Annotated in this window: 12 protein-coding genes and 1 pseudogene; 8 read left to right on the forward strand and 5 right to left on the reverse strand. The window is 59.7% G+C overall.

Annotation, left to right across the window (positions count from 1 at the left end; genetic code table 11):
* Window positions 1–78 precede the first annotated feature (78 nt).
* Both AC3IT6_RS10775 and AC3IT6_RS10780 read right to left on the reverse strand, forming a co-directional pair.
* Window positions 79–1,209, reverse strand: coding sequence for a DmpA family aminopeptidase (locus AC3IT6_RS10775; RefSeq protein ID WP_489355368.1), 1,131 nt, complete (start codon window positions 1,207–1,209; stop codon window positions 79–81).
* Between the two features lie 179 nt (window positions 1,210–1,388).
* Entirely contained in the window at window positions 1,389–2,492 is a 1,104-nt protein-coding gene (locus AC3IT6_RS10780) for an extracellular solute-binding protein (protein ID WP_489355370.1), read from the reverse strand.
* A gap of 110 nt (window positions 2,493–2,602) precedes the next feature.
* Here AC3IT6_RS10780 and AC3IT6_RS10785 point away from each other — a divergent pair, with 110 nt between their 5' ends.
* Both AC3IT6_RS10785 and AC3IT6_RS10790 read left to right on the forward strand, forming a co-directional pair.
* Window positions 2,603–3,376 (forward strand): helix-turn-helix transcriptional regulator, encoded by a 774-nt coding sequence (locus tag AC3IT6_RS10785; RefSeq protein WP_489355372.1) that lies wholly within the window; start codon window positions 2,603–2,605, stop codon window positions 3,374–3,376.
* Between the two features lie 150 nt (window positions 3,377–3,526).
* Window positions 3,527–6,409 carry an RHS repeat-associated core domain-containing protein gene (locus AC3IT6_RS10790; RefSeq protein ID WP_489355374.1) on the forward strand — a complete coding sequence of 961 codons (2,883 nt, stop codon included), beginning with the start codon at window positions 3,527–3,529 and terminating at the stop codon, window positions 6,407–6,409.
* Between the two features lie 21 nt (window positions 6,410–6,430).
* On the opposite strand, the pseudogene AC3IT6_RS10795 reads toward AC3IT6_RS10790, so the two are convergent.
* Window positions 6,431–6,673, reverse strand: a pseudogene (locus tag AC3IT6_RS10795) (class I SAM-dependent methyltransferase); the annotation flags it as partial.
* A 104-nt stretch (window positions 6,674–6,777) separates the two neighbouring features.
* On the opposite strand from AC3IT6_RS10795, the gene AC3IT6_RS10800 reads away from it, so the two are divergent.
* Window positions 6,778–9,477, forward strand: a complete 2,700-nt coding sequence (locus tag AC3IT6_RS10800) for an RHS repeat domain-containing protein (protein ID WP_489355376.1) — start codon at window positions 6,778–6,780, stop codon at window positions 9,475–9,477.
* A gap of 135 nt (window positions 9,478–9,612) precedes the next feature.
* Here the strand turns inward: AC3IT6_RS10800 and AC3IT6_RS10805 are convergent, their stop codons facing one another.
* Window positions 9,613–10,554, reverse strand: coding sequence for a class I SAM-dependent methyltransferase (locus AC3IT6_RS10805; protein WP_489355378.1), 942 nt, complete (start codon window positions 10,552–10,554; stop codon window positions 9,613–9,615).
* A 281-nt stretch (window positions 10,555–10,835) separates the two neighbouring features.
* Between AC3IT6_RS10805 and AC3IT6_RS10810 the strand changes: the two genes are divergently transcribed.
* The 5 genes from AC3IT6_RS10810 to AC3IT6_RS10830 all read left to right on the forward strand — a co-directional run bounded on the left by AC3IT6_RS10810 (window position 10,836) and on the right by AC3IT6_RS10830 (window position 13,997).
* Complete coding sequence (locus AC3IT6_RS10810) at window positions 10,836–11,453, forward strand: cytochrome b/b6 domain-containing protein (protein ID WP_458371098.1); 618 nt, start codon at window positions 10,836–10,838, stop codon at window positions 11,451–11,453.
* Entirely contained in the window at window positions 11,450–12,235 is a 786-nt protein-coding gene (locus AC3IT6_RS10815; protein WP_489355381.1) for a molybdopterin-dependent oxidoreductase, read from the forward strand. The genes AC3IT6_RS10810 and AC3IT6_RS10815 overlap by 4 nt, the downstream gene beginning before the upstream one ends.
* A gap of 53 nt (window positions 12,236–12,288) precedes the next feature.
* Window positions 12,289–12,558, forward strand: coding sequence for a pentapeptide MXKDX repeat protein (locus AC3IT6_RS10820; RefSeq protein ID WP_460157254.1), 270 nt, complete (start codon window positions 12,289–12,291; stop codon window positions 12,556–12,558).
* A gap of 305 nt (window positions 12,559–12,863) precedes the next feature.
* Window positions 12,864–13,271 (forward strand): response regulator, encoded by a 408-nt coding sequence (locus AC3IT6_RS10825; RefSeq protein ID WP_489316412.1) that lies wholly within the window; start codon window positions 12,864–12,866, stop codon window positions 13,269–13,271.
* Window positions 13,272–13,331: 60 nt separating this feature from the next.
* Window positions 13,332–13,997 (forward strand): HAD family hydrolase, encoded by a 666-nt coding sequence (locus AC3IT6_RS10830; RefSeq protein ID WP_489355383.1) that lies wholly within the window; start codon window positions 13,332–13,334, stop codon window positions 13,995–13,997.
* A gap of 122 nt (window positions 13,998–14,119) precedes the next feature.
* On the opposite strand, the gene AC3IT6_RS10835 is transcribed toward AC3IT6_RS10830, so the two are convergent.
* Complete coding sequence (locus AC3IT6_RS10835; protein WP_489355385.1) at window positions 14,120–14,779, reverse strand: methyltransferase family protein; 660 nt, start codon at window positions 14,777–14,779, stop codon at window positions 14,120–14,122.
* Window positions 14,780–14,817 lie beyond the last annotated feature (38 nt).

Below are 14,817 nucleotides of genomic sequence, written 5' to 3' on the forward strand. Positions count from 1 at the left end.
GTGCACTCACCACCTACGCAGCGGTTTGCACAAGCAAACGGCTGCGTAAGTTCATCCTAAAAAGACCTAGTGTTTCACTCAAGTACCGCTAGTCGCATCCCCCGGCCAGCCGGCGCGGCGCAACGCCTTGAGCAAGGTCTCGGCATCCAGCCCCTGCACCCCATGCCCGTTGCCTTCGGCCGTTTCGGCGGCAAGCAGGGCATTGATGATGGCTTCTTCCACGGCTTCGGTGGCGGCCAGGAGCAGCTCGCTGATGTGGTCGTTGTTGACCATGCTCAGGTTGTCGGTGGTCGGTGCTTTCTTGCTCTCGTAGGCAGCCGGTGGCACGTGGTCGTTACCGGTGGCGAAGGCGATGAAAATGTCGCCGCTGTGGTCTTCATTACCGCCGCCGGTGCGGGCCAGGCCGAGGCTGGCGCGCTGGGCCAGGCGGGTGCACTGGTGTGGCAGCAGCGGCGCATCGGTGGCCAGGCAGACCACGATCGAACCCATGCCCGGATGGGGCAGCGAGGCCTTGAGGAACGGCGAATCGACCTGTTCCATGTAGCGCCCGACCGGGTAGCCATCCACGCGCAATTCATTGCGAATGCCATGGTTGGCCTGGACGATCGCCCCCACCGTCCAGCCGCCCTGGACACTGCTCAAGCGGCGCGAGGCGGTGCCAATACCGCCCTTGAATTCGTGGCAGATCATGCCGCTGCCACCGCCGACATTGCCTTCGGCCACCGGGCCGCCCGTCGCTGAATGCACGGCCTGGGCCACGTGTTCAGGCTTCACGTGAAAGCCGTTGATGTCGTTGAGCAGGCCGTCGAAGGTTTCCAGCACCACCGGCATGTTCCAGTACAGGCGTCCGTCATCCGGCTGCTGCTCGCGGTCTAGCACGATCAGCGCGTCGCGCACCACGCCCAGGCTGTGGGTGTTGGTGAAGGCGATGGGGCTGGTCAGCAAGCCGGCCTCGCGTATCCACTCCAGCCCCGTGGCATCGCCGTTGCCGTTGAGCACATGCACACCGGCAAAGCAGGGTTGCTGACTGGTGGAGCCGGCGCGCGGTTCGATGACGGTGACGCCGGTGAGGATGTCGCGGCCATTGGCGGTGCGGCCTCGTACATTGCTGTGGCCGACGCGTACGCCGGGGACGTCGGTGATGGCATTGAGCGGGCCGGGTTGCAGTTGGCCGATCGGGATGTTCAGGTCACGGGCACGTGGTTTCATGGTTTTCTCATCTTCAAATCGTGGCAGAAAAAGGGATGTTCCGGGCACCACAATCCCAATGTGGGAGCGGGCTTGCTCGCGAAGGCGTAGTGTCAGTCGCTATCAATTTTTGCTGATCCACCGCTTTCGTCGGATCGCCGCCCGGAGCAAGCCCGCTCCCACAGGGAAATGCAGTGGATTCACTGTCCGTTCTTGACCTTGCTCCAGATCCGCGTGCGCACGCGCTCGGTAGCGGGCGGCAGGGGCTGGAGGGTGAACAAGGTGGCCATGGCTTCGGCGGGTGGATAAACCGCCGGGTTGCTGCGGGTCGCTTCGGCCACCAGCGTGGTCGCGCTACGGTTGCCATTGGGATAGTTGAGGTGGTCGCTGACCGGGGCGATGACTTCAGGGCGCATCAGGTAGTCGATGAAGGCCATCCCTTGTTCCGGGTGCGGTGCGTCCTTGAGCAGTACCAGCGTGTCGAACCACACCGGCGCGCCTTCCTTCGGCAAGCTGTAGGCGATCTTCACGCCGTTGCCGGCCTGCTCGGCGGTGGTCTTGGCTTCGAGCATCGCGCCGGACCAGCCCACCGCCACGCAGATGTTGCCGTTGGACAGGTCGCTGATGAACTTCGACGAGTTGAAGTAGGCGATGTGCGGGCGCAACTTGAGCAGCAGCGCTTCGGCCTTCTTGTAGTCTTCGGGGTTGGTGCTGTTGGGCGGCAGGCCGAGGTAGTGCAGGGCCACCGGCAGCATCTCCGAGGGCGAGTCGAGCATGGCTACGCCGCATTCGCTGAGCCTGGCCAGGTTATCTTCCTTGAACACCAGATCCCAGGAATCCACCGGCGCCTTGTCACCCAGCAGTGCGCGCACTTTGTCGATGTTGTAGCCGATGCCGTTGGTGCCCCACAGGTAGGGCACGGCGTACTGGTTGCCCGGATCGTTGTTGGCCAGTTTTGCCAGCAGTTCGCTGTCCATGTTCTTGAAATCCGGCATCTGAGCACGGGGCAGGGGGGCGAGGGCACCGGCCTTGATCAGCGTGGGCAAACTGAAGTTGCTGGCAACCACCACGTCGTAGCCGCTACGGCTGGTGAGCAACTTGCCTTCCAGCACTTCGGCGCTGTCGAAGGTGTCGTAGACCGGCGCAATCCCGGTGTCACGCTTGAAGTCCTGCAAGGTGGTCGGGCCGATGTAGTCGTACCAGTTGTACACGTGCACGGTCGGGGCTTCGACCGCAAAAGCCGACAGCGACACCGCCAGGCAGGCGCCAAACCCCAGATTGAAATACAAGCGGTGACGACTCATGATGCGGCACTCCTGGCCTGTTGCGGCCGGTGGTAATCAGGAGTTTGCAGCGTATCGACCGGGGTGGCCTTCACCCATTCCCATCATGGGTTACTCAAAAGGGGTAGTGCGTGGACGCGTTGTTGAAAGAGTTGCCGGTGCACCAGGGGCTGGCGCGGGTCTTCACGGCGGTGGGGCGGGACAGCTTCTGGCGTGCGCTGGTCGATACCCTGCGCTTGCTGGTGCCGCTGGACAACGCTTTGGTAGCGCTGATGCGCCCGGGCCATGTGCCGCGCCTGCTGATTGACTTCGACGCCACGGGCAGCACCGAAGACCATGAAGAACTGGCGGACTACAGCGCTGGCATGTACCTGCTCGATCCGTTCTACCAAGCCGCTTGCGCGGGCATCGCCGACGGCTTGCACAGCCTCGAATCGGTGGCCCCGGACCAGTTCCAGCACAGTGAGTACTACCTGAGTTACTTCAGCACCGTAGTCGGTGGGGACGAGTTGCAGTTCATGGTCAACGTCGATGGCGCCGTGCTCGGCCTGTCCCTGGGGCGTTCGACACGCTTCAGCCTCGAGGAACAGGGCCGCCTGCTGTGCGTGCGTGACTGGGCGCTGGCGGCGATGCGCCGACACCTGGATTTGCTGCCGCCGGAAGGGCCGGCCGCCGAACCACCGGCCGGCGACCTGGCGACCTTGCTCGATCGCTTCGACGCACGCCTGACGCTGCGGGAAATCGAAACCGCGCGCCTGATTCTCCAGGGTTTTTCCAGCAAGGCCATCGCCCAGCAATTGGGCATCTCCCCGGAAACGGTGAAAGTGCATCGGCGCAACCTCTATCACAAGCTCAACGTGAACGGGCATGGCGAGTTGTTTGCGCTGGTGTTGCAGCCGCGTTGAATCGGCAGCCCTGCGTCTCATCCGCTTGAATGGAAAAAGCTTTGCCCACCATGGCGATGTCACAGGCGCCGACCTGTAACTTCTTACAGTTTCGGCCCGGCGAAAAAAGGCCCAGTCTGTCCTCAGTCAGAGCGAAGGACCGTCAATGCCGTGAACGCTCATCACCACACCGCGACACCGACGTTGTCGGTCATCGATCCACGCGCCCTGACGGTTCGCAGCGTGGGCTATTGCCGCCATCCCGACAGCGTGGTCATTGATCCACGCATCACCCGGCAACGCTTCGACGTGGCGGGGCGGTTGGTCGAGTCGTGGGACCCTCGGTTGTGGGGTACGGCGCCGAAGCCGAACCTGACCACGGTCTACGGCTTGAGTGGGCAACCGTTGCTGACGGACAGCGTCGATGCCGGTTGGCAGTTGAGTGTGCTGGACCAGGTTGGGTTACCTCTCTCGTTCTGGGATGCACGAGGCAGTCAGCGTCACACCGAGTTCGACGAACAACAGCGGCCCGTCACCGTTACGGAACAGGATGCGGGGGAGCGACCTCGCGTGGTGGAACGCTTGACCTATGGTGGCTTAGAACCCGCGTACGCAGCGCACAACCAATGCGGGCAGGTGATCCGTCATGACCGCCCGGCAGGCACACACTGGGCTGCCGACTACGGGCTCGCCGGTTCGGTACTGGTTGAAGAGCAACGCTTGCTTCTCGAACTTGAAACACCCGACTGGCCGCCCGAATTCGATGCCAGAGATGAGTACCTGGAAGCCCAATCATTCATCACCCGCCACACCTTCAATCCCACTGGTGAGCTTCAGGAACAAACCGATGCCATGGGCAACGTCAGAACCTTTACCTATGACGTGGCGGGCAAGTTGAGTGAGGCTTCGCTGCAAATGGCCGGTGAGAACAAGCAGCCGCAATCCTTGGTCAACGACATCCGCTACAACGCCCAGGATCAGGTTGAACGCGAAAGCGCCGGCAATGGCGTGCTGACCCGTGCCGAGTACGCTGCCGATGACGGCCGGCTGATCCGGCTGGTAGCGGCAGTCGGGAGTCAAAAACCGTTGCAGGACCTGAACTACGTCTACGACCCGGTGGGCAACATCGTCGAGCTGCACGACCAGTCCCAAGCCGTCAGCCATTTCAACAACCAGCGCATCGACCCGATCAATCGCTACCGCTACGACAGCCTGTATCAACTGGTCGAAGCCCAGGGCTGGGAGGTCAGCCAGCCGAGTCATGGCCCGGCCCTGCCGACACTGCTACCCACACCGCTGGACCCCAACCAGCGGCGCAATTACACCCAACGCTTCGAGTACGACCGGGGCGGGAATTTGATCACCCGCCAGCACAGTGATGCGCCCGGGTTTTCGATGTTCACCTCGGCACGAAGCAATCGTAGCCTCGCGCAACGCGATGACGGCTCGCTACCGGGCGAGCCAGATATCGACTCGGGTTTTGATGCCGGTGGCAATCAACAGGAACTGCAACGCGGGCAAGCCATGCTCTGGGACAGTCGCAATCAATTGAGCCGCGTGACAATAGTCAAACGCGAAACCGAGCCCGACGACTACGAATGCTACCGCTACGACCGCCCCGGCCATCGCTTGCGCAAAACGGGATTCGCCCACAGCAGTGGCCGCACCCTGCGCAGCGAAGTCCGTTACCTCCCCGGTCTGGAAATCCACCGTCAGGCCGACGGCGAAGAACATCACGTCATCAGCGTCGAAGCCGGGCGCAGCAACGTGCGGGCGCTGCATTGGCCCGAAGGTGCGCACAACGATCAACTGCGCTACAGCCTCAGTGATCACCTCGGTTCCAGCACCCTGGAACTGGACGGTGAAGCGGGCGTGCTGACCCAGGAACACTATTACCCCTATGGCGGCACGGCGTGCTGGGCGGGTAGAAGTGCGTTGGTGGCGCAGTACAAGACCATCCGCTATTCGGGCAAGGAGCGGGATGCGACCGGGCTTTATTTCTATGGCTATCGGTATTACGCACCGTGGTTGCAGCGCTGGGTTTGTCCGGATCCGGCCGGGGAAGTGGATGGTCCCAATCGTTATGCAATGGTGGGCAACAACCCAATCATATTCGCTGATCGATTCGGGTTGAACGGAGAACAGGTTACGGGCACCCAGATTTTTGGAGGGGTCATTCTCGTGTTCTTGCTGACCTTGATCGGGGCCGGATTGGGTTGGTTGGCGGGCAATGCCATGACAGGTGCTTCAGTCGGGGCCCTGCTGGGTGGGGCGCTGTTCGGGATTGTGCGAACGCACGAGTATCTACAGTTACGACCAGAGGCTGTAGCCGCCAATTCCGACGTAGTGGAACGGCAGTTTGGTCAGAACATTAGAAATCTGGCTAGCAGTCTTGCAGAACACGAAAAGCTGACGCGGGAGGAAGCTGCGAGGTTTTCGAACTTTGCTTTTGACCATCGTAATATTTCAGGGAACGATGGGGTAATGCTTAGACTTTTCTGTACGCAAACAGGAAAAATCTTTGGGTATACGGGCCCCGAAAACAACGCTGATAAAGCATGGCGCGTCCTTAGCACGGAAAAAAATCCAGTTAAAGGGCTCAAACGGCTGGGCTACAGCATGCTGTTAATTCGAGATACGCCGAGTGAGCAATCATCCACTGAGCAGTCTCCCCACGTTGAATCATTTGATGTAGCAAGTGCCACCTCTGTCGCGAGCGTGCGCAAGGTTGGAAAAAAATCACACTCCAGTTTGGGCTCGGCCACATCATCAGCGGCACCAGCATCCATCCAGCACTGGGAAATTGATACCCGAGCGGTGGATTCAATCCTGGATGATCCGACTGACCCTCGCCACAAAAGCGTTTCCTCAACGATCAACAGTTTGCGTGAGCGCCGCACTGGAGCGGTCAATTGGCATCGCCATCAGGACGGTTTGTGGTCAGCGGATCTGCGGGGGTTTCCTGGAACTACCGGGCGGGGAGCTTACCGTCTGATGTTGAGCCACCAAGGTGGCGTTCACTACAAGGTCGAAGGGATACGGAATCCGCATTAATGGTGTCCAGGCTGCGAACTTTTAGCCTTGCAACTTGAACACCAACGCCTTCAACCCGCACTCCACATCAGCATCCGGAAACTCCGGCGGATTCTCCAGCCGCTGCTCAAACTGCAGGCTCGGAGCCTCACGGGTCACGCCATCGATCAGGAAGTCGGCACCAAACGCCGGGTCGTTCATGCAGGCCAGCACGGTACCTTGAGGGCTGAGCAATTCCGGCAATCGGCGCAGTACGCGCTGGTAATCATTGGTTAGCAGCCTGCTCGCGATGGCGATTTCACAAGCGCCGACCTGTAACTTCTTACAGTTCCGCTCCGGCCAAAAAAGGCCCAGTCTTGCCTCAGTCAAAGCGAAGGACCATCAATGCCGTGAACGCTCACCACCACGCCGCGACACCGACGCTGTCGGTCATCGATCCACGCGCCCTGACGGTTCGCAGCGTCGGCTATTGCCGCCATCCCGACAGCCCGGAGATTGATTCACGCATCACCCGGCAACGCTTCGACGCGGCGGGGCGGTTGATCGAATCGTGGGACCCGCGGTTGTGGGGCACGGCGCCGAAGCCGAACTTGGCCACGGTCTACGGCTTGAGCGGCCAACCGTTGTTGACGGACAGCGTCGATGCCGGGTGGCAGTTGAGTGTGCTGGACCAGGTTGGGTTATCTCTCTCGTTCTGGGATGCACGAGGCAGTCAGCGTCACACCGAGTTTGACGAACAACAGCGGCCCGTCACCGTCACGGAACAGGCCGCGGGGGAACGACCTCGTGTGGTGGAACGCTTGACCTATGGTGGCCCCGAACCCGCGTACGCAGCGCACAACCAGTGCGGACAGATGATCCGCCATGACCACCCGGCAGGGACACACTGGGCTGCTGACTACGGGCTCGCCGGTGCCGTGCTGGTTGAAGAGCAGCGCTTACTCCTCGAGCCTGAAACTCCCGATTGGCCCGTCGAGCCCGGGGCGCGGGATGAGTTTCTGGAAGCTCAATTATTCATCACCCGCCACACCTTCAATCCCACCGGCGAGCTTCAGGAACAAACCGATGCCATGGGCAACGTTCGCACCTTTGGCTACGACGTGGCGGGCAAACCGAATGAGGTCTGGCTGCAAATGGCCGGTGAGAACAAGCAGCGACAATCCTTGGTCCACGACATTCGCTACAACGCCCAGGATCAGGTCGAATGCGAAACCGCTGGCAATGGCGTGCTGACCCTCATCGAGTACGCTGCCGAAAACGGCCGGCTGATCCGGCTGATCCGGCTGATCCGGCTGGTAGCGGCAGTCGGGAGTCAAAAACCGTTGCAGGACCTGAACTACGTCTACGACCCGGTGGGAAATATCGTCAAACTGCACGACGAGTCCCAAGCCGTCAGCCATTTCAACAACCAGCGTATCGAGCCGATCAACCGCTACCGCTACGACAGCCTGTATCAACTGGTCGAAGCCCGGGGCTGGGAGGTCAGCCAGCCGAGCCATGGCCCGGCGCTGCCGACACTGCTGCCCACACCGCTGGACCCCAACCAGCGGCGCAATTACACCCAGCGCTTCGAGTACGATCGGGGCGGGAACTTGATCAGCCGCCAGCACCGCGATGCGCCCGGGTTTTCGATGTTTACGTCGGCGCGAAGCAACCGCAGCCTGGCGCAACGGGACGACGGCTCGCTGCCGGGAGAACCTGAAATCGCGTCGGGTTTCGATGCCGGTGGCAATCAACGGGAGCTGCAACGCGGGCAGGCCATGCTCTGGGACAGCCGCAATCAATTGAGCCGTGTGACGTTGGTCAACCGCGAAACCGAGTCTGACGACTACGAATGCTACCGCTACGATCGCCCCGGCCACCGCTTGCGCAAAACGGGATTCGCCCACAGCAGTGGCCGCACCCTGCGCAGCGAAGTCCGTTACCTCCCCGGTCTGGAAATCCACCGCCAGGCCGATGGCGAAGAACATCACGTCATCAGCGTCGAAGCCGGGCGCAGTAACGTGCGGGCGCTGCACTGGCCCGAAGGTGCGCACAGTGACCAGTTGCGCTACAGCCTCAGCGATCACCTCGGCTCCAGCACCCTGGAACTGGATGACGAGGCGGGCATGCTGACCCAGGAACACTATTACCCCTTTGGCGGCACGGCCTGCTGGGCGGGGAAAAGTACGCTGGTGGCGCAGTACAAGACCATTCGCTATTCGGGCAAGGAACGGGATGCGACTGGGCTTTATTACTATGGCTATCGGTATTACGCGTCGTGGTTGCAGCGCTGGGTTTGTCCGGATCCGGCTGGTGATATCTGCGGACCCAACAGGTACTTAATGGTAAAAAATAATCCGGTAGTGTTTTTTGATCAGAAAGGCCTGGACAGGGAAAGTGCCATAAAATTATGGAGGTTTGCTTTCAAGGTTATTGTGGCCACTGGAGCGGAAACTAAAAATTTTGACCCTGATTTGTATAGGCGATATGAAACTTTCGATGAAGAGAAAAAAAGGCGAAGTGATTTTGTTGTTAATAAAATGAAGCACTCATTTATCCTGGATGAGGCGACAATTGAATCGGTGTACGGCGAGGAAGATGAATTTAAAAATTCATACTATATGGATGAGTGGGTTTTTAAATCAAATTATAAGGAAAGTGAGACGCGTGAGTATTTTGCAAGCGATGTGGCGAAGTATCAGTATGCTGCCGTTTCTCGGAAGAATGATTTTTTTGGATTTCTTCCGTTTGTTATGAAAAGAGAGTTTGTCATAAATCAGGATACGCTCAGGGTGATGCATGAGGCGGAAGGTACTTCCCAAGAAAGAATGGAGATTTTTCTTAATGAAACCCCCAACGGTAAGTCAACAAAAAGAATTATGGACGATTTAAAGCTTGTCGCTACGGGTTTTAGGCAAGATCCCGAAGTGATCAAGTTTTTTACTGAGGATGGAGAAAAGTTTTTCAGTATGGCTGATTTTTACGTTGATGTGAGGCTTTCAGTTCGCGCTTCGATTGAAGAAGCTAGTAGTGTTGATCCGGCAGTGTCCAGTGGAACAAGATCAACACTTAAGCCAAAGTCGCTTCAAAATGCGCTCAATCTGTAGGTGTTGGGCACACTATCCTAATCAAACCGCCTAATACGCAAGTGCGCATAGACTGAAAAAATTGCCTTGGCGATTTTTAACACGATGTGTTCGCGTGACTCTGTGGAACTGCCGAAGGCTGCGATCTTTTGTTGTTCAGCTGCCGAGCTTGAACACCAACGCCTTCAACCCACACTCCACATCCGCATCCGGAAACTCCGGCGGATTCTCCAGCCGCTGCTCAAACCGCAAGCTCGGCGCCTCACGGGTCACGCCATCAATCAGGAAATCGGCACCAAACGCCGGGTCGTTCATGCACGCCAGCACGGTACCCTGAGGGCCGAGCAATTCCGGCAAGCGGCGCAGCACACGCTGGTAATCCTTGGTCAGCAAAAAGCTGCCTTTCTGGAACGACGGCGGGTCGATGATCACCAGGTCGTAAGGCCCCTTGCCGATCACCTTGCCCCAGGACTTGAACAGGTCGTGGCCGAGAAAGGTCACGTTGCTCAGGTCGTGGCCGTTGAGCCGGTGGTTGTCGCGGCCACGGCTCAGGGCCGGGCTGGACATGTCGAGGTTGACCACATGCGTCGCGCCGCCTTCGATGGCCGCCACCGAGAAACCACAGGTGTAGGCGAACAGGTTCAGCACCCGTTTGCCCCCGGCATTGGCGCGGACCCAATCGCGGCCGTAGCGCATGTCGAGGAACAGCCCTGTGTTTTGCTTGCGGCCCAGGTCCACCCGGTACTTCAGGCCACCCTCGGTGATGGTCATTTCCTCGATGAGGTCCCCCAGCAGCCACTCGGTGGTGCTTTGCAGCAGGTAGCGATGTTGCAACAGCAGCGTGTGGGCACCGGATTTTGCCCACTGCTCAGACTGGGTGATCGCCATCAGCACCTGCTTCAGGTCTTCCAGCTGCGCCGCTTCCGGCTCCTTGAACAGCGCTACCAGCACCACGCCCTGCAACCAGTCCACGGTCACTTGCTCCAGCCCCGGCCAGCAGCGGCCACGGCCGTGGAACAGGCGGCGGGTTTCGGCGGGGGCGGCCGCCAGGGCGGTCAGCAGGTGCTGGTTGAGGGTGGCGAGGGCTTCAGGGTTCATCGGGTCGGGTCGGTCATTTGTGGGGGGCGGCATTTAAACATAATTGCGCAATGGGCGGACCACACAAAACCCTGTGGGAGCGGGCTTGCTCGCGAAAGCGGTGTGTCGGCCAACATCGATAGCGACTGACACTACGCATTCGCGAGCAAGCCCGCTCCCACAGGATTCCGGGGCGCATTCGGATGCGAGTTATCACGTTTAATTTAACTTTACGTGAGGATTTGGCGATCTTCCGGCTCCCATACTCGGCCCCAACGAACAACAACAAACGGGAGCCGGACATGTCGCAGAGCACTGCTTCACCCAAGTCCAGTCATCCACGCTGGCTACGCCTGACCCATTGGCTCAACGCCTTGGCGGTGCTGGTGATGGTCACCAGTGGCTGGCGCATCTACAACGCCTCGCCGATCTACGATTTCAGTTTTCCCAATTCGATCACCCTCGGTGGCTGGCTGGCAGGCGCGCTGCAATGGCATTTCGCGGCGATGTGGTTCTTGGCGATCAACGGTCTGATCTACCTGGCCTTCAACCTGTTCAGCGGACGCCTGAAGCGGCGTTTCTTCCCGGTTTCGCCCAAAGGTGTGCTGCATGACCTGTGGGCCGCCTTGCGCGGAAAACTCGGGCACGCCGACCTGAGTCATTACAACCAGGTGCAGCGTTTTGCATACCTGTTCGTGATGGTCGACATCCTGCTGCTGGTGCTCTCCGGGCTGGTGTTGTGGAAGTCGGTGCAGTTTCCGCTGCTGCGTGAGTTGCTGTTCGGCTACGAGGGCGCACGCCGCGTGCACTTCTTCGCCATGGCATTGCTGGTGGCCTTTGTGGCGGTGCATCTGGTGATGGTCGCACTGGTTCCAAAAACGCTGTTGGCCATGATCGTCGGCCGCAAGGAGCAGGTATGAAAAAGCGCATTCAGGTACCCGGACTGGACGAGGCTTCGATCCTGACCGACGCCCGCAAGATCCTCGCGCCACAGATCGAAGACCGCTCGCGCCGCTCGTTCCTGTTGCGCGGCCTGACCCTTGGCGGCGTGGCGATGTTGTCCGGTTGCAACATCACCGACAACGACAGCGTTGAGACCGCGCTGTCGTCCATGTCGCGCTTCAACGACCGGGTGCAGGGCTGGCTGTTCAACCCCAACGTGATGGCGCCGACCTATCCCGAATCGATGATCACTCGGCCGTTTCCCTTCAATGCCTTCTACGGCATCGACGAAGCGCCGACGGTGGAGGAGGAGGGCTATCGCCTGGAAGTCACCGGGCTGGTTGCCGACAAGCGCAGCTGGCGCCTCGAAGAACTGCGGGCCATGGCCCAGACCGAGCAGATCACCCGGCACATTTGCGTCGAGGGTTGGAGTGCCATCGGGCGTTGGGGCGGCGTGCGCTTCAGCGATTTCCTCAAGCGCATCGGCGCCGACACCAATGCCAAATACGTCGGCTTCAAATGCGCCGACGACTACTACACCAGCATCGACATGGCCACCGCGCTGCACGCGCAAACCCTGCTGGCGCTGACCTGGGATGGCGTGGTGCTGCCGCGCGAATACGGCTTCCCGATGAAGCTGCGCATGCCCACCAAGCTTGGCTACAAGAACCCCAAACACATTCAGGCGATCTTCGTCAGCAATACCTACAGCGGCGGCTACTGGGAAGACCAGGGCTACAACTGGTTCGGTGGCAGCTGATGGGTGCCTGGCCGTTTCACACCTCCACAACCCACGCTCCAAGGAGTTTCATCATGAAAAAGTTGACCACTGTTGTTCTGTCCATGTGCCTGGCCGTTGGTGCTGCCTCTGTGTTCGCCGCTGACACCATGAGCAACGACAGCATGAGCAAGGATTCGATGTCCAAGGACGCCATGTCCAAAGATGCGATGAAGAAAGACGCGATGAAGAAGACCGATTCGATGTCCAAAGACAGCATGTCCAAGGATGCAATGTCCAAGGACGCGATGAAAAAAGACGCGATGTCCAAGGATGCGATGAAAAAAAGCGAAATGTCTCAGTAAGTCCAAACAGCCGAAATCCCCTGTGGGAGCGGGCTTGCTCGCGAAGGCGGTGTATCAGTCAACATTGATAGCGACTGACACTACGCCATCGCGAGCAAGCCCGCTCCCACAGGTTTTTGTCGCCGCTCAAAAGGACATCGATCAAGTGATCCAGGGCCGCCTGATGGGCAAAATTGATTAGCATGCTTGATACCAGTCACCTTGTCGCATCAAAAATGAATTTCCGCCGAGTCCGCTGCTCATACCTTTTAGGTAGCGGATCAGAACCCGCGAAATCATTGAGGCAATCAGGGAGCGGCACGGTCATGAGTCGAGTACCGACGGCGGGTGGGGATCTTCCTGGCGGGTTGATTCTGGTGGTTGAGGATGACCCGCTGATCCTGGAGTTTCTCTGTGAGATTCTTCAGGAGGAAGGTTTTGTCGTCGAGCCGAAAATCAGTGCGGACGCGGCAGCGATCTATCTGGAACAGCATGCACCGCAGGTGGGCATGCTGCTGACAGACATCACCATGCCCGGCACGCTCAATGGTGCGGACCTGGCCAACCAGTTCGGCGATCGCTGGCCGGACAAGCCGATCATGATCATGTCCGGCTTCGAAACCCCTGAAAGCGCAGGTGTGCGGCACGCGGTCTCGTTCATCAAGAAACCCTGGATGATTGGCGGGCTGCTCGATTGCGTGGGCCAGACCTTCAAGTCCAAACGACTCAACTGAGCTGCGCGCAGATGCTACATTGCCGGGCAAATCCGTCTGGCACCTGCGAGGTTCTTTTCCTTGTCCGATCACTCTGTATTCAACTCGACTTACCGTGCCTTTCTGTTCGACATGGACGGTACGGTCCTGACGTCCATTGCCGCCGCCGAGCGGGTCTGGACCACCTGGGCCGTGCGCCATGGTGTCGATGTCGACAGCTTCCTGCCGACCATTCACGGTGCCCGCGCCATCGACACCATCAGGCGCCTGGGCTTGCCCGGGGTGGATGCCGAGGCGGAAGCCGCGTGGATTACCGAAGCGGAAATCGTCGACGTCGAGGGGGTATTGGAAGTGGCTGGTGCGGCGAAGTTCTTGCGGTCATTGCCAGCCAGTCAGTGGGCCATCGTCACGTCCGCCCCGCGGGAGCTGGCGTTGCGGCGGATGGCGGCGGCGGGGATTCCCGAGCCTGCCGTCATGATTACCGCCGAGGATGTGACTGCCGGCAAACCGGACCCCGCGGGTTACCGCCTCGCAGCCCGGCGCCTGGGTGTCGAGCCTGGGCAGTGCCTGGTTTTTGAAGATGCCACGGTGGGAATTCTGGCAGCCGAGGCGGCGGGGGCGGACTTGGTGATTGTCACGGCGACCCATGAGCAGCCGATCGAGACGTTGCATGGGACGTTGGCGAGTTATGACATGGTTGCCGCGAGCGTGGATGCCGACGGTCTGATTCGTTTGCAGTTTTTGTGAACGACACATTTCTCCTGTGGGAGCGGGCTTGCTCGCGAAGGCGGTGGGTCAGGCACTTGCAATGTCGACTGATACTCCGCTTTCGCGAGCAAGCCCGCTCCCACAGGGGATCAGTGTTCCTGTCAGTAAAGCCCGGGGATCAGCCGCCAGCTGCGGGCGCAATAGGCCTCGTATTCGCTGCCGAACTGTGCCCTCAGCAAGGCCTCTTCCGAGTGAATGCGCGCGATCAGCGGGATCAGCGTCAGCGCCACCAATATCAGCCCGACACCAGAACGAAAGGCCAGTGCCCAGCCCATGCCGATGACCATCATCCCCAGATAACTGGGGTTGCGCAGGTTGCGGTAAATTCCCTCGGTGACCAGTCGATGCCCCGGCTGAATGGCCACCAGCCCGCTGAAACGCTTGCCCAGCACAAACATCGGCCACAACCGCAGCGCGCCGCCGACGATGAACAACAGCGCCCCGAGCCAGCGCACACCCTCACCGCCAAAGGTCCAGAAATCGATGCGGTCGGTATAGGCCGGCAGAAAGCCGCTCAGTAAACCGATCACGCCGAAGGCCGGAATGACCCAGCGATTGGCCCGGTCTTCGCGTTCCCCCGAGCTCAGGTTGACTTCGGTGAACAGTGATACGACGGCCATGATCAGGGTGGCCAGGGCAATGACGACCAGTGCACCGTGGCTGAAGTAAGCCGCGAAACCACCCAGTCCCCAGATCGCCAGGGCGAGGTAGGCGAGGGTGCTGACGACGGCGAAAAACGCCAGTTTGGCCGAAATTTTCATGGTGCCTCCAAAAGTAACCTCCGTCAGGTTCAGTGTAG

The organism is Pseudomonas sp. KH_017 (assembly GCF_057840285.1).

What these genes read in the sequence shown, in the direction of transcription:
- AC3IT6_RS10775 (WP_489355368.1), bottom strand. Translation starts at nt 1,209, where the DNA reads ATGAAACCACGTGCCCGTGACCTGAACATCCCGATCGGCCAACTGCAA.
- AC3IT6_RS10780 (WP_489355370.1), bottom strand. Translation starts at nt 2,492, where the DNA reads ATGAGTCGTCACCGCTTGTATTTCAATCTGGGGTTTGGCGCCTGCCTG.
- AC3IT6_RS10805 (WP_489355378.1), bottom strand. Translation starts at nt 10,554, where the DNA reads ATGAACCCTGAAGCCCTCGCCACCCTCAACCAGCACCTGCTGACCGCC.
- AC3IT6_RS10810 (WP_458371098.1), top strand. Translation starts at nt 10,836, where the DNA reads ATGTCGCAGAGCACTGCTTCACCCAAGTCCAGTCATCCACGCTGGCTA.
- AC3IT6_RS10815 (WP_489355381.1), top strand. Translation starts at nt 11,450, where the DNA reads ATGAAAAAGCGCATTCAGGTACCCGGACTGGACGAGGCTTCGATCCTG.
- AC3IT6_RS10820 (WP_460157254.1), top strand. Translation starts at nt 12,289, where the DNA reads ATGAAAAAGTTGACCACTGTTGTTCTGTCCATGTGCCTGGCCGTTGGT.
- AC3IT6_RS10825 (WP_489316412.1), top strand. Translation starts at nt 12,864, where the DNA reads ATGAGTCGAGTACCGACGGCGGGTGGGGATCTTCCTGGCGGGTTGATT.
- AC3IT6_RS10835 (WP_489355385.1), bottom strand. Translation starts at nt 14,779, where the DNA reads ATGAAAATTTCGGCCAAACTGGCGTTTTTCGCCGTCGTCAGCACCCTC.